Raw genomic sequence first — 18,127 nt, forward strand, 5'->3', positions numbered from 1 at the left:
CTTGCCGTCAGCTAGCACTTCCCCTTGCCGGGCGTGCAGGGGACTTTCACCCCCAAGTCATCCTGAGGCACCACCCCCAGGAACAGCGCCGGTCAAGGCGCTGCGCGCCATGCCTGGCGCACACGAAAAAGGCGAACCAAGCTAAGTGCTTGATTCGCCTTTTAAAATCTCTGGCGGAGGGGGAGGGATTCGAACCCCTTCACTCCCTGCCTAATATACATAACATACTGATTCTTAATGCTTGGTGCCAACTTCTTTATTGTTTTCGAGTCCCTGGCTAGTCCCGACTATCGTGAGGATTACGCGCGGCGCGTGTGTGCGCACGTTAATGCCGCAGGATTCCTAGAATCCGTGGGTGGCTCGGAAAAAGGTAACAAAGGTAACGCTTTCTAAAAATAGAAGTTAACCTACTGATATTTATATAAATAAAACAGGTGTTCAAAAGGTAACAATAAGGTGACAAAAAGGTAATGCGTTACCTTTTAATAGGGTTACAGAAGTAATTATAAAAATATATATAAATCATCACCTTATAATTCCGTTACCTTTTGCGTTACCTATTGCGACCTTTTAGAGGTAACAAGTAAACCTATATAAAACAGCACCTTATATTTGCTTTTCCCTGCCGTGACCGATGTTACCTTTTTCCGAGGACCCCTCTACTTCTCAAACAGGCCGACTGCCAAGACGCCTCCTGGGATCGTGGATTCTTTTGCATAAAACCGCCGATATGCGCATAAAAGAAAGCTCACCCAAAACCCTGCCCGAGCCCAGTAACGTCGCGGGCTTGGGCCCTAGTGCAAAGGTGCATAAAAAATAAAATATTTAGAGCGCAGGCGGGGCGGGGTGTCGATCGCGCGCTGGGGGTCGGCGCCGGGGCCGGGAGGTGGCACGCTTGCCTCAAGCTGAGCCTGTTTAGCGGGCACAAAAAAGCCGCCTTGAAGGCGGCTGCTGTGCTGTGACTGAGTAGCGAAGCGATTATCGCGATGGATCTAGTCCTGGCCCGCCACCGCCTTCAAGAGAGTAAGGGCGAAAGCTCACGATCTCTTCACCGACCCGCTCGTTGATCTCCATCATTGTTGCCTGCAACGGCTCTAACTCGTTGGCCACGAATACCTTGGCCGCTTTCTCAACGTCGCCGAAACCGCAGGTATTCTGGGGGATGATGCCCATCAGCTGCGGGGGTATGCGGTGGCCGGCAAGCTGATCATCCCGGGTGATGTTCTTCACGTTCCAGAACTCGTCTTTCGCCGCGACCTCGCTGACCGGGATCACCTGAACCCCATCCTTCTTACCCCCTGGGGAGTACAGGAAAAGGTTCCGGAAATTACCGGGGCCCTTCGAATCCTTAAGCGCCTGGCGCATCGCGTCTATATCCTGCTTGTTATGGGCGGCATCGTTGACGTACATGATGAACCCAGCATGACTGCCGTTGAGGTAGTAGCGCCTCCGGAACAGGGTGGCGCTCTCATTGAGCCATGCAGACTGCAGGCTGCCGAGATAGTCCGGTACGCCATAGATCCCCTGGTCAACATCGGGCTCCAGCAAGTGGATTACCCGCCCCGCCGGCAGCTCTACCCGATCAACGAAGTTAGGTGCCCACCAGTATCGATCACCACTCAATCCACCCCGCCGCATATAGCGCGCTCGCAAATGGCGAAAAGGCAACCTCTTGCCTAGCCTCCCGAACACCTCTTCGAGATAACCGTTACCAAACACCAGGTAGTCCAGGGCTAGGCCACTAAACGCTTGGCGGCCAAGCAAGGGGTGCGGCTTGAACGTGCGTAACAGAATATTCCTCTTCACCTGGAGCGCCGACCCGTGATGCGCCGTCGCCCGATAGCTCTTGGCCAACACATCCAGCGGGATCGGCGGCTCGTACCACTCATCTGCTGAAAGCCATAACCCCTCGTGGAAAAAGTCCCGCATGCTGGTAACTGGCTCTGGATCCCCGAAGCTGAACGCCTCGGGTCGAGCGCCTGACGCCGCGGCCGATCCGGTTGACAGGTTGCCCGATTCGCTTGACGGGGCGCTGGACTCATCGACGCGGTAGGCCGGCACGCGGATTCGGGGCTTGGCGGTAGTCTCGCTCATTCAAATATCTCCATCATGGAACGCCCGGCCTCTTCCGCCGGGCCGTCGATTGGTTCGTGGTGAAGCGCGTGCATCGTGGCCCAAGCCAGGTCGGCATGGCCTGTCGCCTGGTTGCGCCCGCTGGTGTAGGTGAACTGGCGGCCCGAAGCGGTCAGTTCACGTTTGATGGCCATGAAGGACTGGGCAAGATCCGCCCAGCCGGCGTCAAACTCGAGTCGTCCCTTGCGCATTATCTGCTGTGCCTGCATTACCATGCGGCTCTTGACGTCGACGCTGTACTGGTAGCGCACTAAGGTGGGGAACCACTTCTCGACATGCTCGGCCACGGCCTCTCCAAGCCCGCTGACGTCGATGCCGATATGCTCGATCTGGTACTTGGCTTCGAAGCTACGGATGAAAGCGGCCTGCGCCTCATAGTCCTGGCCTTTCACTCTGTGGCGCTCCAGCAACCGGTGAGGCTCATCGGCAGTGCGCGAGGGCAACACCACTACCAAGCCAGCGCCGTCGCCATCTTCACCGGTACCCGTTGGGTCATAGCCGATCCACACGCCGCGATCGCCGACCGGGCGCGGCGCGAATGGCCGGTAGTCGTTCCACACTTCCCAGCTATCGACCATGCAGGGCTGAATAGCCGATAGCGGGAAAGCGCTTTGCGAATCGTCGACGAACTGGCACTCGAACAAGTTGGCGAACTCGTCATCGCTATACTCGAATCGCAGGTCATCGATCTCGAAGAGGTCGCAGCCGCCCTGCTCGGCATCGTGGATGGTGACGATTTGCTTCCACTGGCGATCACCGCATAAAGCACCGTTTCTAAGTGCTTTATGACTGGTGTCTATCTCCACTCGATCGGATTTTTTGCGCCGCTTGTTAAGGCGCTCACCCGTCCAGAATGGGTAGGCCGCATGAGCGATTGAAGATGGGGTGGAACAATAGGTCTGGCTAAACTGCTTATGCGTGGCCATCGCCGATGCCACTTTACGAAACTGCTCAAAGCCTAGAATCCAGAAGTACTCATCCAAAAAAACATCACCGTGATACCCCTGTGCGGTTTTCGCGTTAGTACCCAGGAAGTGAAGTTCGGCGCCATTATCAAGAATAATCGGGTCGCCCTTTAGCTCAACGCCACACGTCTGTTTTACAAACTGGACGATATAACTTCGAAATATGTGAGCCTGAGCCTTTGAAGCACTTAGGAATATTTTGTTCTTGCCCGACTTAAAGGCGTCGAGTATCGCTTCCCGAGCGAAGTAGAAAGTCGCGCCGATCTGCCGGCTCTTCAGAATGTTGCGAATTCGGTGCTTCTGACCGGCCTCATACCACGTCAACTGATAATCAAACAGCGAGTCAAAGAACGCGGCCTCGAGCTGCTCTACTTGCTCTTCATCCAGCGCATTACGCCGCTGCTTGCGGCGCGGGGCTTCGTTGCGCGCATTGATATTGGGGTTGAGATCCGCCTCGCGGCCGGTCTGCTGGTATTTATGCACCCGAGCCAGGCGCTCGATCTGCCTGCCCAGCAGGTCGATCTCCTTAAAGTCCCTGCCTTCCTTTGCCTCCTTGCTGATCAGCTGCACCAGGCGCGCCTCGAGCGCCCCCTCAACGCGCTGGCTCGGCAATGCATCGTCCCAGCCGTCACGCTGTTTCCAGCTGTGTACGGTGGCCGCCTTCTCGTCTAAATGCTCAGCAATACGCGCCACTCGCCACCCCTGCCAGTAAAGGTGGCGGGCGTGTACGCGCGAAGAGTCTGTTGTGTCGGCAGGCATCGTTGTCATGCCGCCAGCCTAACCGCGCTCGCTTCGCAGCCCACGGCATAGCGCGTTGTGGATAAGACGCCTACAACGCCACAGCGTTGAGCTAGACGCCCTGCGCGCGGAACCTGACCACAACGCCTGAACCCCACCACCCACGAGGCAGCCATGGCAATGTTCCGCATCGCGACTGAAGGCGCGACAACTGACGGCCGCACGATCACACGCAAGTGGATCGAGCAGATGGCCAAGAATTTTAACCCCGCCACCTACGGTGCTCGGATTTGGATGGAGCACATGCGCGGCATGTTCGCCGACGGCCCCTTCCCCGCACTTGGCGACGTGACAGCCCTTGAGGCGCGCGAAGGCGAAGATGGCAAGATGGCTCTCTATGCCGAGATCGACCCCACCGACCGGCTCAAACAGATCAACAGCGAGCGTCAGAAGATCTACACCAGCATTGAAGTAGATCCTGAATTCGCGGATACCGGCGAGGCCTACCTGGTTGGCCTAGCGGTCACCGACTCACCCGCAAGCCTCGGTACCGACATGCTTCAATTCAGCGCTTCTCAAGGCACCGCCTCTCCGCTGGCCGCCCGCAAGCAGTCGGCGCACAACGTGTTCACGGCAGCCGTGGAAACTGAGCTGGACTTCTCTACGGAGCCACCCGAAGAGCAAGGCCCAACCCTAACCGAGCGCGTGAAAGCGCTGTTCAAGAAGCACGACGCCAAGACCGACAAGGGTTTTGCCGACTTTCGCGCCGAGCTCGAGCAGACCCTCGAACTGTTCGTGCAGAAGTACCAGGCGCTGGACGCCGAGCTCAAAAAACTGCCTAGCAGCACGGCTTTTAAAGAGCTCCAAGACGCCCATGCCGCAACCAAAACCAAGCTGGATGAGCTCTATACCAAGCTCGACAACGAACCGACTACCCCGCCCCGCGCTCCCGCCATCGGCGGTGCTGATGCCCAACTGACAGACTGCTAAGGATCGCCGCTAATGCGTAAAGATACCCGTATCGCCTACAACCGACTGCTCGACCGAATCGCTCAACTGTCCGGCGTGCCTAGCGCCAAAGAGCAATTCGCCATCGAGCCGTCGGTGCAACAGACGTTGGAATCCAAGATTCAGGAATCCAGTGAATTCCTGAGCTCCGTCAACATCATTGGCGTCGATGAGCTCAAGGGGCAAAAGCTCGGCCTGGGTGTCACCGGCCCGATTGCCAGCCGTACCGACACCACTCAGAAAGACCGCACCACCAGTGATGTGTCCTCCCTCGAATCTCATGATTACGAATGTGTCGCCACCGAGTTCGACACCCACATCACCTGGGCCAAGCTAGACGCCTGGGCCAAGTTCCCGGATTTTCAGACCCGTGTGCGCAACGCCATCGTTCGCCAACAAGCGCTGGACCGCATCATGGTTGGGCTCAACGGCACCACGGCGGCCGCCGAAACGGATCGCGTGGCCAACCCGCTGCTGCAAGACGTCAACATCGGCTGGCTGCAGCAATATCGCACCCACGCCCCGGCGCGCGTTCTCAGCGAAGGCGCCAACGCGGGCGAAGTACGTGTTGGCCCGAGTGGTGACTATGAAAACCTGGATGCCCTGGTCTATGACGTGGTCAACGAAATGCTCGACCCCTGGTTCCGGGAAAGCACGGATATTCGCGCCATTTGCGGCCGCAAGATCCTTGCCGACAAGTATTTCCCGCTGATCAACCAAGAGCAGGCGCCCACCGAGCAACGCGCCCTGGACATGATCCTCAGCCAAAAGCGCATGGGTGGCCAACAGGCCGCGCGCGTCCCGTTCATGCCGGACGGCACGCTGCTGATCACCCCGCCGGAAAACCTCTCACTGTATTGGCAGAACGGCAGCCGCCGCCGCTACCTAGAGGACAACCCCAAGCGCAACCGTATCGAGAACTACGAATCCAGCAATGACGCCTACGTGATTGAGGACTACGGATTTGGCTGCTTGGTCGAAAACATCGTCTTCGGTGACTGGTCCGTTTAAGGAGTAGCCAATGATTAGCCCTGCCCGTAAGCACTTCCAGCGCACCTTTGCTGCCCAAGCGGCGGGGGTCGCCAACCCCCGCGCCGCCCAGGGTGGCGAGCAGTACGAACTCATGGCCGCTGCGCTGTGGGAGGCCCGCCGCACCCTAAAGGGCATCAAGTCAGTCGAGGCCAAGGTGGCCAAGAAGCGCGAGATGCTGCCCGAGTTTGAGGCCTACGTGGCTGGCGTGATCGAGGGCGGCAAAGGCGCCCAAGATGACGTCCTGATGACCATCATGCTCTGGCGTCTTGATGTCGGTGAGCTCGAAGGCGGCCTCGAAGTGGCTGAGTACGCCCTACACCACGCTCTCGACACCCCCGACCGCTTCGAGCGGGACACCGCTTCGATCGTCGCCGAACAAGTCGCCGAGGAAGCATTGGCCCGCCTTGAGGCACCGCATACAGATGACGCCGAAGGCGAGGCCCGCGCTGCCGCCGAAGCCGCTGATCTGGTTATGCACCTGAGTCGCGCCGAAGCGCTGACCCGCGACGCCGATATGCACGACCAGATCCGCGCCAAGCTGCACAAGGCCCTGGGCTATGCCCACCGTGGATCACGCAACCTGAGCGAAGCCCTTGAATGCCTTCGCCGCGCCCTGCAGCTGAATGACCGGGTCGGCGTTAAGAAGGACATCGAAAAGCTAGAGCGCGAGCTCAAGCAACAGCAGAACGAAGGTGACCAGGCTAACGCCTGATCGCCCCACCGAGTCGCACGCCGACGCCAAGGGGGCGCCGGGTAAGAGCTGACCCCGGTCTTGCTCGACACCCAGCCCACCCCCTTCCTAACAACGAGCCACCGCCATGTCGTTGATCTCCTACGGAACCGGCGAGACCGCTACGCCACCCGACGCTATCGCCAACAATGGATTCTGGCCAGACCTTGACGCCGCCGACTTTCGCGACGCCGAGCGAATCGACAGCACGGCCACCGAGGCACGCTTCGAACAGGCCCTGCGCGTGGCCATGGCCGATATCAACCGACAGCTCGCCCCCTTCCAGGAAGAACAGCAGGCCAATGGTGTTGCTACCGCTGCCGAGATACCGCGCGCAGGGTGGCAATGCGAAGGGCATCACAAGCTGCTCTATCGCCGCGCCGTCTATGCCACTGCCCTGGCCAGCTTGCTCGAGCGCTACCGCGACTACAGCGCAACCGGTGAAGGGGATGAACGTGGCGAAGCCAAGGACCTAGCGGCTGATGACTACCGCCGCGACGCCCGCTGGGCCGTCAGCGAGATCCTCGACGAAAGCCACGCTGTTGTGGAGCTGATCTAGTGCCAACCGTTCGCACTCACCAGGGCGAAACCCTCGACCAGCTTTGCCATCGAGTGCTTGGCACAACCGCCGGCGTCACTGAGCGCGCGCTAAAAATGAACCCAGGGCTAGCCGATCTCGGCCCGGTCCTACCTCACGGCACCCTGGTCAAGCTGCCCGAAGAGCAGACAACCCCCGTCGTGGTCGACACCGTCCAGCTATGGAGCTGACGAAAAAACGAAGAGGAATTTATGGCAGAACCCAGCACCGCCGCTGCCGCCGGCACCGCCTCGCTTGCAGCCTTTTTTATTGGAATGCTGCCGGGCATCGACGCAAATGCGGTTGTCGGCGCATTTTGCGGCGCCGCGCTGTTCGTTATCAGCGCAAAAGAACTGGGCCTACTCGAGCGCCTCGCTTATCTCGCTATTTCATTCCTGATCGGCTACCTCGGCGGCCCCGCCACACTAGGCGACATGCTTGAGCACTCCGCCGTCTCGGCGTTTATCGCCGCCGCCGTCAGCGTCACTGCCGGGCTTCGAGCCATTGAAGGCGTCAAGACAATGGATCTCAAAGCCTGGCTAGGAGGAAAGAAGTGATACCCGCCGAATCGATGATCACCCTGTTGGCCGCCTCACTGATCTGCATCCGGCTGCTAACGTTTCGCCGCGGCGAGGCCCGCCACCGCGTGGGCTATGCCTGCCTGGCGTGGCTACTCATCGCCGGTACCGGCACCGTTTCTATCCGCATTCTAACCGGCACCGCCTGCCCCCCTGGTTGGGGTATCGCGATCGTCATGTCAGTTCTTGCCGTGCTCGTGTTTCGCGCGCGCGGCAACGTTGCTCACGTCATCCAACTTCGGAGGCTCTAATGCTCATCATCGGAGACCGCGGCTACCAGGTCGAAGCCCTGCAGCAGAATCTCAACCGTCACGGCTACGGCCTAGAGACAGATGGGCTCTATGGGCCTGACACAGAAACCGCCGTGCGCCACTTCCAGCGAGCCCACAACCTGGTGGTCGACGGTATCGCCGGCCGCAAGACGCGCCGAGCGCTCATCCAGGGCGACGATCCCAAAGCCCTGCGCCAGATTGACCTGGTCGGCGCCGCCGACACGCTCGAAGTGGATCTGGCAGCCGTTATGGCCGTCAACGAAGTCGAGAGCCGTGGCGTAGGCTTTCACTTCGGCGGCCCCCGCAATAACGAGCCCGTGATTCTCTACGAGCGCCACATCATGCGCCGCCGCCTAGAGCACCACGGCGTCAGCCCCGTTGCCTACGAGCGTAGCCACCCGCGTCTGGTTAACACCGCACCTGGCGGCTATATCGGCGGCCATCGCGAGCACAACCGACTCGACAAGGCCCGCGACCTGCACAACGAAGCGGCCATCGAGTCAGCCTCCTGGGGCGCGTTTCAGATCATGGGCTTTCACTGGTCGCGGCTAGGGTACGCCAGCGCCCATGCCTGGCTTGAGGCCATGCGCGCAAGCGAGGGCCATCAGCTCGAAGCCTTCGTTCGCTTCATCGAAGCCGACCGAGCAATTCACAACGCGCTACGCCGCCACGACTGGCGCGACTTCGCCCGCCGCTACAACGGCCCAGCCTTCGAGAAAAACGACTACGACACCAAGCTGGCCGCCGCTCACCGTCGCCACAGCCAAGCCCTGGAGGTAGCCGCATGAAAATCATCACCACATTATCAGCCATCGCCCTGATCAGCGGGTGCGCAGCCGTCAACACGCCGCTGGACAGCGAATACGAATTCGGCCAAATGACCGGCAGCTTGCTAGGCCTGCAAGCCAAGTACTGTGCAAACGCTGACCCGCGCCGCCGCGCGGTAATACGGGCAGTGTTAAGAAGCCAGGGCATAGGCCTACCCCCAAGTGGCGCCTGCACTTCGCTAATCGCCCTAATGCCGCAGCCCACCGATGCCGAAATCGAAGCCGCCAAGCAAGATCAACAAAACGCTCAAGGCAAAAGCGATGCGGATTAACTACCAGACCCCACTGATCACAACGCCGGTACCAGACGACACCCATGCCCCATGGCTATGTCAGTCATCAGCAAAAAGCCAGTTGGTGGCCGACTTCGTCGTTATCCTTGATGGTATCCGGCTTGTGATCCCCGAGGGCTATGTCTCCGATTGGGCCAGCATCCCTCGGCCACTCTGGTGGCTCTACCCGCCCACCTATGGCCCCGCCCGCCACGGTGCATGGATTCACGACCGCATCTACAGCCACGAATGGCGATGGTTGCCAAAAGCCTTTGCGGATCGCGCCCTGGCCGCCTGTGTCGCTAACGATGGGGGAACCGCGTTAGACCAGTGGGCCTTTTACCGATCAACGCACCACTTCGGCAAAGGTGGGTGGCACTACAGTCAACACCCCGGCGCCGACTCGTTCTGGAAGGCTACTGAATGAAAATACTACACTCCCTGCGCGCCTACCTTGTCGAACGGATCCCCGGTCTCAAGCGCAACCCTGACCGTCTACTCACCTTCATTGAAGATGGCCGCATCGAGTTCCACCGCGGCGCGCATCTTTCCCATGAGTACCGGGTGCCTGCCCGCATCGTGCTTACCGATCACAGCGGCGAGCTCGACGCGGTCATCATCCCTCTACTGCAGTGGCTTTCGCGCTACCAGCCTGACATCAATCCTGAAGAGGCCATCACCTTCCAGGCCGAGCTGCTCTCCAACAAGTCCTGGGATCTTGCCATTGACGTCACGCTGACTGAGCGCGTCGTTGCCCTGGTCGACTGCGATGCCGGCACCATCCATGTGGATCACCGCCAGCCTAGCTTTGAGATCGATCCTTGTGCCGCCAGCAACTGGCAGCTGTTCATTCGGGACGTTGCGGCAAGCGAGGACTACGACCTGATCGCTGAATGGGGCGAAGAGTGAGTAGCGACCTAGACGCACTGGAGGACTGGGCCGCCCCGCTGCTCGAGCGCCTGCAACCAGGTGAGCGCAAAAAGCTCGCCCGCGATATCGCCCGCGAGCTGCGCAAGCGACAAGCCGCCCGTATCAAGCGGCAGAAAAATCCTGACGGCAGCCCCTTCGAGCCCCGCAAGCCACAGGCCCGCGCCCAATCCGGCAGCATCCGCCGGAAGGCGATGTTCACAAAGATCCGGCAGGCCAAGTTTCTCAAGGGTCGTGGCCAGGGAGATGCCGCGACGGTTGGGTTCTCAGGTCGCGTCGCCCGCATCGCTCGAGCACACCAGCGCGGCCTGCGCGAAAAGGTCGATCGCAGCGGCCCTTGGTACGACTATCCCGAGCGCGAACTGATCGGCTATAGCGACGATGACCGCGCCGTTATCCGCGACATGATCCTTGATCGGCTAGGTTCCGAGTTGTAGAAACACACCCCACAACGCCCGCCGCTTTCGACTCACGCCCACCCGGGTAAGCATGGCCGCATGAGCCAACGCCCCCTGCATAGCGCCGCCGAGATGCTGCGCCTGATCCACAACATAATCCGCCTCGGTACCATCGCCGAAGTGGATCACGAACGCGCCCGCGTGCGCGTCAAAACCGGTGACATCACCACCGGCTGGCTGCGCTGGCTGGAAGGCCGAGCAGGCACAACGCGAGACTGGGACCCGCCCACGGTCGACGAACAGGTCATCGTCTTTTCACCCGGCGGCGACATGCACGCCGCCATCGTCGTTACCGGGCTATACCGAACCGCACACCCTGCCCCGTCGGCTGACCCCGATCTGCAGCGGCGCATCTACCCAGACGGCACCCAGCAACAGCACAACCACGCCGAAAGCCACTGGCATTTGCGCGTACCAGCGGGCGGCAAAATCGAGCTCGAAATAGGCCGCACGCGGCTAACCCTGGAAGACGACAAAACCCGCCTCTATACCCCCGACTTCGAGGCAGTCCGCACATGAGCTATGGCGTCGCCGTCAATCAGCTGGATACCGCCGGCGGCGTACAGATCCAGCAAAGCCAGTCGTTCTTCCGCGTCCAGGGTGAGCCCGTGGTCAGGATCGGCGACCTCGTCGCCGCACACGGCAGCCCGCCGCACTCACCGCCGCCGCCAATGGTGGAAGGCAGCGCCTGGTACCGCGTCGCAGGCATTGCCGTATCACGCCGGGAGCACAAAGCCAGCTGTGGGCACGCCACCACCGGCCGCCCCTGGTACCGGTTAAGCGAATAGGAGAGCTGCCACATGCCAGGCATGAACGACCACAACGGCACCGCCATCGAAGGCATGGCGCACATCCATCAAAGCGTGCGAGACATTCTCACCACGCCCCTGGGAACGCGCGTCATGCGCCGGGAATACGGCAGCCTGTTACCTGAGCTTATCGACCAGCCGTTAAACGATGCCCTGCTGCTGCAAGCCTACGCAGCCACCGTCATGGCGCTGATCCGCTGGGAGCCGCGCATCCGCGTGACCGCTATCCGCCGCAGCGTTAACAGCGGCCAGGCAGGTCAGGCAAGCCTTGAAATTTCCGCCATTACCGTATGGGGCGAGCCGCTAAGCCTGGAGGTCGCCATCCCATGACCACGCCCATCGACCTGTCCCGGCTACCCCTGCCGGATGTCATCGAGCCACTCGACTACGAAGATCTGCTCGAAGAGCGTAAAGCGCGCCTGCTCGAACTGACCCCGGAAGACGACCGCGAAAGCCTCGCCGAGCTGCTCGCCCTGGAATCCGAACCGCTGGCCAAGTACCTACAGGAAAACGCCTACCGTGAAATGGTGCTGCGACAACGCATCAATGACGCCGCCGCCGCGGGCATGCTGGCCGCCAATCGAGGTGCCGATCTTGACGGTGTTGCCGCCCGTTATGAAACCCAACGCCTCGACGGCGAAGACGACGACCGCCTGCGCGAACGCAGCCAGCTCGCCTTCTACCAAGTCGCCGCCGCAGGCCCGGCACAGCGTTACCGCCGCGTCGCGCTTGATGCCCACCCCGATGTCGTTGCCGTCGATGCCTGGCAGCAATCCCCCGGCGTGGTGCGGGTAGCCGTCCTCACCCGCCACACGCTAACCAAAGAAGATGCCAGCGAAGACGCGTTGACGATCGGCCAGGCGCTCTACCCTCAGCCCATCGATAAAAACAAAGCCACGATCATTGGCGGCCGAGGAACGCCCGCCTTTGACGCCGCTCTCAAGCGGCTAACAGCGGACGACGTGCAGCCGGTCGGCGTCGATGTACGCGTCTCCCCCGCGTCTATCAATACCTACACGGTCGACGCCACCGTGATCGTCCCGCTCGGCCCCGATCCCCAGCGCATCCGCGACGCCGCTCACAAAAAATTAGCCACCCGGGTACGAGAACTCGCCACCTTCCGCATTGATGTCTATCGCGCCCCGCTGAAAGCAGCGCTGATGGTGGAAGGCGCCCGCACCGTCGAGCTGCACGCCCCCACGGCCGACATAGACCGCGGCCCCGGTGAATTTGCCGTCGCCACGGCGATCAACGTCGATGTCGAGGTGCGCAATGACTGAACACACCGTGCAAAGCATCCATCCACCCAACGCCACGCGCCAAGCGCGGCGGGTCGAACAGGTCACCGCGCCAGAAGCGAAGATCTCGCCGGAGGTACTGCGCACCCTCTACGACCCCGAACGCATCCCGTCGGATCTGCTCCCTTGGCTCGCCTGGGGGGAAAACGTACCGGTCTGGCCAGATGGCGACGCCGCCCGCCGCGACATCATCCGCCGTAGCCACCGCCTGCATGGCATCATCGGCACCGCCGCCGGGCTGCGCGCCGGTGCCCGGCTCACCGATGCCAAGGTCACCAGGCTGATTACCCCACCGGCCACCACCTTTCTGGGCAGTTGGAGCGACGACGCCCGGCGCGAATGGCTCAACGCCATGCCGCAGCTGCGCATCTACCCACGCCGCCAGCGGGCAACCGCGCAATCGCCCATGCTCGGCAGCACCTGGTCAAACAGCGAGCCGCCGTTGGTCAGTGACGCCATGTTCCGCGCCACGGCCCGAACCACCGTTTGGCAGCCGGACGGCACCGAAACCGAGCTAACAACACGCGAATGGCAGCACGGCACCGCCCAAGGCAACGCCACCCTGGAAATGGCCCGCCACGACCGCGCACCAGGCCTACACCTGGGCCAATGGCTCGGCGGTCACACCGCAAAGTACACCGCCGCGCACCGGCTCTACCGTATTGATCAACAGCACTACCGCTACGGCACCGCCACCCTGCTGATCAAAACCGCCGCGCCCACGCTGGCCCCGCTCTCCACCGATGTCGAGATCTTCAGCGAACGCGCCGCACGGCCAAAAGCCCAACTGGTCGGCCAGCCCACCGGCGGCCTGCACCTTTGCAGGCTCGATAGCGAAACCCGCTACTACCGCCGCAGCTACCTACACGACCCCGAGGTCAAAGGCCGCACCACGGCAAGCCCCGCCCACCTCGGCGTCACCCGCCTGGGCATGCCGCCGTTTCATGTTGAAGCGCGCGTCCGCATGCCCGCGCGCCAAAGCGGTAGTGCCCATATCAACGGCTACATCGGTGCCGGGCCGCCCAGCCAACGCAACGCCACCGCGCACATCACCCCCACGCTCAACGCCGTGGAATGGATGCGCGCCGAAGCCGACAAGATCCTGATCGATACACGCCACACCAGCAGCCTGCTGGCACGCCAGACCATTACCGCCGGCGACTACACCGCCGGGCAGATCATCGAACGCTAAACCGGAGAGCCCCATGGAAAAACAAGTCATCTACCGCGACCGCCAGGAACTGCAAGCCGCCGACCTGGAAAACACCCAAGGCTGGGGCGATGACGCCCTCGCCCACGTCATTAGTGACGCCATTTCCAGCGAACGCCACTACACTGGCCTCGCCGTATCCTCTAACAGTGCCACCGAGCTCACCATCGACCCCGGTCGGCTATACGACGGCAGCGAAGGTCACGTCTACGCTATTGATAACGCGCAGATCAAAAGCGTGTTTTCGATGCTGCCGCTGCAAGACGAAAAATGGCTCGCGGTTTCCGTCGTCGGCCAGGAAAACGACACCAACCTGGAACCCCGCGACTTCCTGATTGATCTGCAAACACGCGAAGTAGAGCCGCAAACCGTCGCCATGCAGCGCGCCCGCGTCGCCGATGTCCACATCGCCCAAGGGCTGGAATCCCCCACGCCCGAAAAGCCCGAGCCGCCCACCGGCTACACCCTGATCGCCCACGTCCGACTGACCAGCTCCGGCATTCAGGAAATAGTCCTCGCCGAAAACCGTCGGCTGCCCAACCTGCAACGCGTCGCCGGCCGCGTGGACGTCGTCGAGGGCTGGATCGACACAGCAGAACCCCGCATCGCTCACATTCAAAGCGATATCGCAGGCCTCGCCGACAGCCTCAATCAGCGTGCAACCATCGAGCAGGCCATTCAGCTGGGCATGGACATGGCCAAGGTCAAAGAGCGCCTGGAAATTCCCGACGACTACGTCTTCTACGGCGCTGACCATTACCTGGACGGCCGCGAGACCGACACCACTCAGGCCGACTACAACGCCCACCTGGACGAAGGCGTCCGCTTCGCCCAAGGCGCAACCGTCACCACCCAACTGGATATCGACAATCCGCTGGACGGGGCGGCCTCGCTCAGTGCCGAGGGCTTTCTGCTGCCGCGCTACGATGAACGCGCGCGCATGCGCTTGGAAAATCGCGCGGGCGAACTCACCATCAACCAATACCAATACCAGACGGTCGAGACCGTGCAACGCACAATGACGCGTCAGCACATTCGCTACGGCGCCACGCGCACCGTGTGTACAAACGGCAGCTTTTGGCGCAGCGGTGAGTACGATATTGCCACGGGCATCTTCAGCAAGGATGGCGAAACGTTTGAGGTGGAAGACGACCGTGGCAGGCGTGACGGCCCCGGCGGGCTGACCCACTGGGTGCGCGTCAAAGAGTTTTGGGTCGATGAATATGAAGAGGCCTATTGGAGCCAGGTCACGACCTCGCACACCATTCAGGGCAGCGTGCTCGCACAAACGTTTCTGAGTGCTCAAACCGGCTGGCACACCAGTGCCGAGATCTACTTCACAAGCGTCGCCAACGACGGTGCGGTCACCGTCATGCTCACCGCCGTCAAAAACGGCCAGCCCGACACCAGCAAGGTGCTATCACGCGCCACGCTCACGGCCAATGGCCTGGAAGGCGGCTGGCAGAAAATCCCCTGGTCGCGCCCGGTCTTCATCGAAGCGGGCAAGCGTTACGCCCTGGTCATTAGTAGCGGCGGCGCGCACCGCGTGGGCTTCGGCGAAGGCACCGAATACACCCAGGGGCTATTGATGTATGCCCAAGACGGCGACTACTTCAACGAAGCCGAAGAGCGTGACCTGATGCTGCGCCTCAACTTCGCCAAGTTCCGCTCCCCGCGCGCTGCAATTCAGCTCAAGAGCCTGGAGCTCGCCGGCGGCATCCACGACATCGACATGCTGTTCGAGGGATTCCGGCCCGCCGGTACTGAGCTCGCATTCCAGTACCGCATTGGGGGCGAGTGGTACTCAGTCGAGGCAGGCACTGCCGAACGGCTTGGCGTATCCCCCGCACTACTCCCGCTGCGCGTCGTGTTCACCGGCACCACGGATCTCATGCCGGGGTTATTGCTCACCGACAGCCAGGTTAAGCTTGCCCAACACGGCACAGAATTCCGTCACTACAGCACTGAACGCAGCCTAACCACGCCCAGCGACACCATCATCATCCGCACGCTGGTCGAGGACTTTGATGACGATGCCCACACCCTCGACGCCACGCTGGTCATAGACGGCGCCACCGTCAACGCCGACAACCAGGTGACCGAGGTAGTGGATCGCCGCAGCTACTGGCTGGAATCGCGCTTCAACCTCGCAAGCCCAGCCAACGCCTACACCATCCGGCTCGACGGCCAAACAAATGACCCGTTTAAGGGCTACCACGTCGCCGAACGCTACGACATCGCCCTATAGGAGACGTTATGGCCACCCGCCTGCCTAATTACCAAATGCGCGACGGCCGCACCCGGCTGGGGCAAAGCTACTTCAACCCCATCTGGGCAGACCTCGACAGCCGCCTCGATACGCTCGAAAAGATCCGGATCGACTGGCAAAACCAGGTCGCGCAGTTGCGCGACCTCGGCCTGCAGCGAATTGATGAATACATCCGCCCGGTCGTTGACGAAGTCGACGCCCTGCTCGCCCAGGCGACCGAAGAGACCAACGGCCTGGCGGCTAGCCTGGTCGAACAGCACCTGACCCCGGTCATCGAACAGGTCAACGGCATACTGTCGCAAGCGCAAAACGACACCGATGGCCTCGCTCAGACCCTGGTCGATGAGCATATCGCCCCGATACTGGCCCAGGCGCAACAGGTGCTGAATGATATCCAGAGCATTCGCCAGCAAGCCAACGCCAACGCATCCGCGACGCTGACCGAAATCGGTCAACAGCTCGAAAGCGCCCAAGAAGACGCCGCCGCAATCACCCAACTACTGGCCAACATGGGATGGGAACAACAACTAGAAGATTTAACTAACAGCGTAAATAACGCCCTAACGGAAAAGGCAGATAAATCCGAACTGGATAGCAAAGCGGACAGCAACCACAAACACGACGCATCCGACATCACCAGTGGTGTTTTTTCGGAGGATCGCATCCCCGCTGCAAGTAGTTCAGTTAAAGGCGGTGTGCGCGTGTGGAAAAACGGCACTACTGGCTATATCTATACAAGTAATTAAGGGGGCTGGTATGCCGTTAATTATCGGTGGCGGTTCTGAAATCGATGATCTCACTATTGACGGAGTGTCGTTAGACTCTCTAGTTGTAGACGGAACTGAAGTTTGGAGAAAGATGGAAGCCGGAGATCAGCTTTCAGACGGCTCTTACGTACTCGGGGTTTTTAACGGTTATTGGCTCATTGTGGCACCTAACGATGAAACCGAACCTGCGTACGGCGGTGTATATGATTATCCTTTATACACAGGTTCTACAGTAGACGGGGTATCGAACACTGTTAGCATGGTAAACAAAGTTAATGCTGGGCTTGGAACCTATAATCCAGATGACGGAAAAACGCCGAACGCGGCAATACTCTGTGACGATAAAACAACAGGCGGGCACACAGACTGGTATTTGCCCGCTATAGACGAGTTATATTTTCTGTGGTCGCAGCGGAACGTTTTAACCGGCGGATTATCTGGCATCGGAATAATTACTAGCACGTCAGTTTACCCCGATCCTTACTACTATTTGTCTTCTTCTGTTCAACAAGATAGGCGAGAGGGTTCTAATAAGTTAATGAAGTTCGATGACGGAAATCCGGGGTATGGGTCTAGAAGGTTTCAATACAACGTGCGTGCTTTTCGAAGAATACCAGCGTAATAGGATAAAAGATGAAAATCACATGGGAAGACCGCAAGCAACGCGGAATTATAGACAATCACACTATCATTGATAAGCCACAATTGAGCTTTGAGTATGCGTGGTTTTTAGTTACTGACGATACAGCCGAATACGTTGAGTCTCATGAATACGGCTACTGGAATAAAGAAATGACGACCAAACAACGTCAAGAGGTTGTCGAGTTCTACCAGTCATGGGCACCGCCCGCGCCAACGCCACCCACCCTTGCAGATCTAAAAAAAGCAAAATACGTGGAGTTAGAACAAGCCCGCAAAGACGCCTTCACCGCCGGGCTACCCTACGAAATCAACGGCCAGCCCGACATCGTCCAAACCCGCCTGCAAGACAAAATCAACCTGCTCGGCCTACGCATCGAGGCGCAAGAGTTAACCAGCGCCGGGATTACCGACCCCATCATGCCTTTCCGCGCAGAAAGCAACACCGGCTACCAGCTAACCCCCCAACAAATGATCGACCTCACCAACGCCGCGCTGGCCCACATTCAGCAGATCTACCAGCAAAGCTGGCAGTTGAAAGATGCCGTCGACAATGCTGAATCAGCAGACGACGTCTCGGCGATAGAATGGCCGTAAGCACGGCATAAGATCAGCGGC

Annotated in this window: 23 protein-coding genes; 21 read left to right on the forward strand and 2 right to left on the reverse strand. The window is 60.2% G+C overall.

Annotation, left to right across the window (positions count from 1 at the left end; all coding sequences use genetic code 11):
* Positions 1 to 978: 978 nt before the first annotated feature.
* On the reverse strand, positions 979 to 2,094 hold the full coding sequence (locus tag M8006_RS10610; protein WP_250081983.1) for a phage portal protein: 1,116 nt from the start codon (positions 2,092 to 2,094) through the stop codon (positions 979 to 981).
* The gene (locus M8006_RS10615; RefSeq protein ID WP_250081985.1) at positions 2,091 to 3,866 is read right to left on the reverse strand and encodes a terminase large subunit domain-containing protein; all 1,776 of its coding nucleotides are present in this window, start codon (positions 3,864 to 3,866) and stop codon (positions 2,091 to 2,093) included. Before M8006_RS10615 ends, M8006_RS10610 begins: the two co-directional genes overlap by 4 nt.
* A gap of 144 nt (positions 3,867 to 4,010) precedes the next feature.
* On the opposite strand from M8006_RS10615, the gene M8006_RS10620 reads away from it, so the two are divergent.
* The 21 genes from M8006_RS10620 to M8006_RS10720 all read left to right on the forward strand — a co-directional run bounded on the left by M8006_RS10620 (position 4,011) and on the right by M8006_RS10720 (position 18,106).
* Positions 4,011 to 4,826, forward strand: a complete 816-nt coding sequence (locus tag M8006_RS10620) for a GPO family capsid scaffolding protein (protein WP_250081986.1) — start codon at positions 4,011 to 4,013, stop codon at positions 4,824 to 4,826.
* 12 nt (positions 4,827 to 4,838) lie between these two features.
* Positions 4,839 to 5,855, forward strand: coding sequence for a phage major capsid protein, P2 family (locus M8006_RS10625; RefSeq protein ID WP_250081988.1), 1,017 nt, complete (start codon positions 4,839 to 4,841; stop codon positions 5,853 to 5,855).
* Positions 5,856 to 5,865: 10 nt separating this feature from the next.
* Positions 5,866 to 6,588: a phage terminase small subunit gene (gpM, locus tag M8006_RS10630; RefSeq protein WP_250081990.1), complete on the forward strand. Its 723-nt coding sequence runs from the start codon at positions 5,866 to 5,868 to the stop codon at positions 6,586 to 6,588.
* 106 nt (positions 6,589 to 6,694) lie between these two features.
* The gene (locus M8006_RS10635) at positions 6,695 to 7,165 is read left to right on the forward strand and encodes a head completion/stabilization protein (RefSeq protein ID WP_250081992.1); all 471 of its coding nucleotides are present in this window, start codon (positions 6,695 to 6,697) and stop codon (positions 7,163 to 7,165) included.
* The gene (locus tag M8006_RS10640) at positions 7,165 to 7,374 is read left to right on the forward strand and encodes a tail protein X (RefSeq protein ID WP_250081994.1); all 210 of its coding nucleotides are present in this window, start codon (positions 7,165 to 7,167) and stop codon (positions 7,372 to 7,374) included. Before M8006_RS10635 ends, M8006_RS10640 begins: the two co-directional genes overlap by 1 nt.
* Positions 7,375 to 7,395: 21 nt before the next feature.
* A complete protein-coding gene (locus tag M8006_RS10645; protein ID WP_250081996.1) occupies positions 7,396 to 7,740 on the forward strand; it encodes a putative holin in 345 nt (114 codons plus the stop codon).
* Positions 7,737 to 8,012, forward strand: coding sequence for a phage holin family protein (locus M8006_RS10650; RefSeq protein WP_250081998.1), 276 nt, complete (start codon positions 7,737 to 7,739; stop codon positions 8,010 to 8,012). Before M8006_RS10645 ends, M8006_RS10650 begins: the two co-directional genes overlap by 4 nt.
* The gene (locus M8006_RS10655; RefSeq protein WP_250081999.1) at positions 8,012 to 8,821 is read left to right on the forward strand and encodes an N-acetylmuramidase domain-containing protein; all 810 of its coding nucleotides are present in this window, start codon (positions 8,012 to 8,014) and stop codon (positions 8,819 to 8,821) included. The genes M8006_RS10650 and M8006_RS10655 overlap by 1 nt, the downstream gene beginning before the upstream one ends.
* A complete protein-coding gene (locus M8006_RS10660) occupies positions 8,818 to 9,132 on the forward strand; it encodes a hypothetical protein (RefSeq protein ID WP_250082002.1) in 315 nt (104 codons plus the stop codon). The genes M8006_RS10655 and M8006_RS10660 overlap by 4 nt, the downstream gene beginning before the upstream one ends.
* A complete protein-coding gene (locus M8006_RS10665; RefSeq protein WP_250082003.1) occupies positions 9,122 to 9,559 on the forward strand; it encodes a DUF1353 domain-containing protein in 438 nt (145 codons plus the stop codon). Before M8006_RS10660 ends, M8006_RS10665 begins: the two co-directional genes overlap by 11 nt.
* On the forward strand, positions 9,556 to 10,041 hold the full coding sequence (locus M8006_RS10670) for a phage tail protein (protein WP_250082005.1): 486 nt from the start codon (positions 9,556 to 9,558) through the stop codon (positions 10,039 to 10,041). The genes M8006_RS10665 and M8006_RS10670 overlap by 4 nt, the downstream gene beginning before the upstream one ends.
* Entirely contained in the window at positions 10,026 to 10,496 is a 471-nt protein-coding gene (locus M8006_RS10675; RefSeq protein ID WP_250082007.1) for a phage virion morphogenesis protein, read from the forward strand. The genes M8006_RS10670 and M8006_RS10675 overlap by 16 nt, the downstream gene beginning before the upstream one ends.
* Before the next feature lie 60 nt (positions 10,497 to 10,556).
* Positions 10,557 to 11,036, forward strand: coding sequence for a phage baseplate assembly protein V (locus tag M8006_RS10680; RefSeq protein WP_250082009.1), 480 nt, complete (start codon positions 10,557 to 10,559; stop codon positions 11,034 to 11,036).
* A gap of 89 nt (positions 11,037 to 11,125) precedes the next feature.
* Complete coding sequence (locus tag M8006_RS10685) at positions 11,126 to 11,305, forward strand: hypothetical protein (RefSeq protein ID WP_250082013.1); 180 nt, start codon at positions 11,126 to 11,128, stop codon at positions 11,303 to 11,305.
* A 12-nt stretch (positions 11,306 to 11,317) separates the two neighbouring features.
* Positions 11,318 to 11,656, forward strand: a complete 339-nt coding sequence (locus M8006_RS10690; protein ID WP_250082015.1) for a GPW/gp25 family protein — start codon at positions 11,318 to 11,320, stop codon at positions 11,654 to 11,656.
* Positions 11,653 to 12,606, forward strand: coding sequence for a baseplate assembly protein (locus M8006_RS10695; protein WP_250082017.1), 954 nt, complete (start codon positions 11,653 to 11,655; stop codon positions 12,604 to 12,606). Before M8006_RS10690 ends, M8006_RS10695 begins: the two co-directional genes overlap by 4 nt.
* On the forward strand, positions 12,599 to 13,816 hold the full coding sequence (locus tag M8006_RS10700; RefSeq protein ID WP_250082019.1) for a phage tail protein I: 1,218 nt from the start codon (positions 12,599 to 12,601) through the stop codon (positions 13,814 to 13,816). Before M8006_RS10695 ends, M8006_RS10700 begins: the two co-directional genes overlap by 8 nt.
* A 13-nt stretch (positions 13,817 to 13,829) precedes the next feature.
* The gene (locus M8006_RS10705) at positions 13,830 to 16,082 is read left to right on the forward strand and encodes a hypothetical protein (RefSeq protein WP_250082020.1); all 2,253 of its coding nucleotides are present in this window, start codon (positions 13,830 to 13,832) and stop codon (positions 16,080 to 16,082) included.
* An 8-nt stretch (positions 16,083 to 16,090) separates the two neighbouring features.
* Positions 16,091 to 16,849: a dynamitin family protein gene (locus M8006_RS10710; protein ID WP_250082022.1), complete on the forward strand. Its 759-nt coding sequence runs from the start codon at positions 16,091 to 16,093 to the stop codon at positions 16,847 to 16,849.
* Positions 16,850 to 16,859: 10 nt separating this feature from the next.
* Positions 16,860 to 17,492: an Lcl C-terminal domain-containing protein gene (locus M8006_RS10715; protein ID WP_250082025.1), complete on the forward strand. Its 633-nt coding sequence runs from the start codon at positions 16,860 to 16,862 to the stop codon at positions 17,490 to 17,492.
* Positions 17,493 to 17,503: 11 nt separating this feature from the next.
* Positions 17,504 to 18,106 carry a DUF4376 domain-containing protein gene (locus tag M8006_RS10720; protein ID WP_250082027.1) on the forward strand — a complete coding sequence of 201 codons (603 nt, stop codon included), beginning with the start codon at positions 17,504 to 17,506 and terminating at the stop codon, positions 18,104 to 18,106.
* Positions 18,107 to 18,127 lie beyond the last annotated feature (21 nt).

Origin of the sequence: Halomonas llamarensis, assembly GCF_023555005.1 — a bacterium.
Lineage (GTDB): Bacteria > Pseudomonadota > Gammaproteobacteria > Pseudomonadales > Halomonadaceae > Vreelandella > Vreelandella llamarensis.

Excerpts from the sequence above, each read along its gene's own strand:
- M8006_RS10610 (WP_250081983.1), bottom strand. The coding sequence starts at position 2,094 with ATGAGCGAGACTACCGCCAAGCCCCGAATCCGCGTGCCGGCCTACCGC.
- M8006_RS10615 (WP_250081985.1), bottom strand. The coding sequence starts at position 3,866 with ATGACAACGATGCCTGCCGACACAACAGACTCTTCGCGCGTACACGCC.
- M8006_RS10620 (WP_250081986.1), top strand. The coding sequence starts at position 4,011 with ATGGCAATGTTCCGCATCGCGACTGAAGGCGCGACAACTGACGGCCGC.
- M8006_RS10625 (WP_250081988.1), top strand. The coding sequence starts at position 4,839 with ATGCGTAAAGATACCCGTATCGCCTACAACCGACTGCTCGACCGAATC.
- gpM (WP_250081990.1), top strand. The coding sequence starts at position 5,866 with ATGATTAGCCCTGCCCGTAAGCACTTCCAGCGCACCTTTGCTGCCCAA.
- M8006_RS10635 (WP_250081992.1), top strand. The coding sequence starts at position 6,695 with ATGTCGTTGATCTCCTACGGAACCGGCGAGACCGCTACGCCACCCGAC.
- M8006_RS10645 (WP_250081996.1), top strand. The coding sequence starts at position 7,396 with ATGGCAGAACCCAGCACCGCCGCTGCCGCCGGCACCGCCTCGCTTGCA.
- M8006_RS10655 (WP_250081999.1), top strand. The coding sequence starts at position 8,012 with ATGCTCATCATCGGAGACCGCGGCTACCAGGTCGAAGCCCTGCAGCAG.
- M8006_RS10660 (WP_250082002.1), top strand. The coding sequence starts at position 8,818 with ATGAAAATCATCACCACATTATCAGCCATCGCCCTGATCAGCGGGTGC.
- M8006_RS10665 (WP_250082003.1), top strand. The coding sequence starts at position 9,122 with ATGCGGATTAACTACCAGACCCCACTGATCACAACGCCGGTACCAGAC.
- M8006_RS10670 (WP_250082005.1), top strand. The coding sequence starts at position 9,556 with ATGAAAATACTACACTCCCTGCGCGCCTACCTTGTCGAACGGATCCCC.
- M8006_RS10675 (WP_250082007.1), top strand. The coding sequence starts at position 10,026 with ATGGGGCGAAGAGTGAGTAGCGACCTAGACGCACTGGAGGACTGGGCC.
- M8006_RS10680 (WP_250082009.1), top strand. The coding sequence starts at position 10,557 with ATGAGCCAACGCCCCCTGCATAGCGCCGCCGAGATGCTGCGCCTGATC.
- M8006_RS10690 (WP_250082015.1), top strand. The coding sequence starts at position 11,318 with ATGCCAGGCATGAACGACCACAACGGCACCGCCATCGAAGGCATGGCG.
- M8006_RS10695 (WP_250082017.1), top strand. The coding sequence starts at position 11,653 with ATGACCACGCCCATCGACCTGTCCCGGCTACCCCTGCCGGATGTCATC.
- M8006_RS10700 (WP_250082019.1), top strand. The coding sequence starts at position 12,599 with ATGACTGAACACACCGTGCAAAGCATCCATCCACCCAACGCCACGCGC.
- M8006_RS10705 (WP_250082020.1), top strand. The coding sequence starts at position 13,830 with ATGGAAAAACAAGTCATCTACCGCGACCGCCAGGAACTGCAAGCCGCC.
- M8006_RS10710 (WP_250082022.1), top strand. The coding sequence starts at position 16,091 with ATGGCCACCCGCCTGCCTAATTACCAAATGCGCGACGGCCGCACCCGG.
- M8006_RS10715 (WP_250082025.1), top strand. The coding sequence starts at position 16,860 with ATGCCGTTAATTATCGGTGGCGGTTCTGAAATCGATGATCTCACTATT.
- M8006_RS10720 (WP_250082027.1), top strand. The coding sequence starts at position 17,504 with ATGAAAATCACATGGGAAGACCGCAAGCAACGCGGAATTATAGACAAT.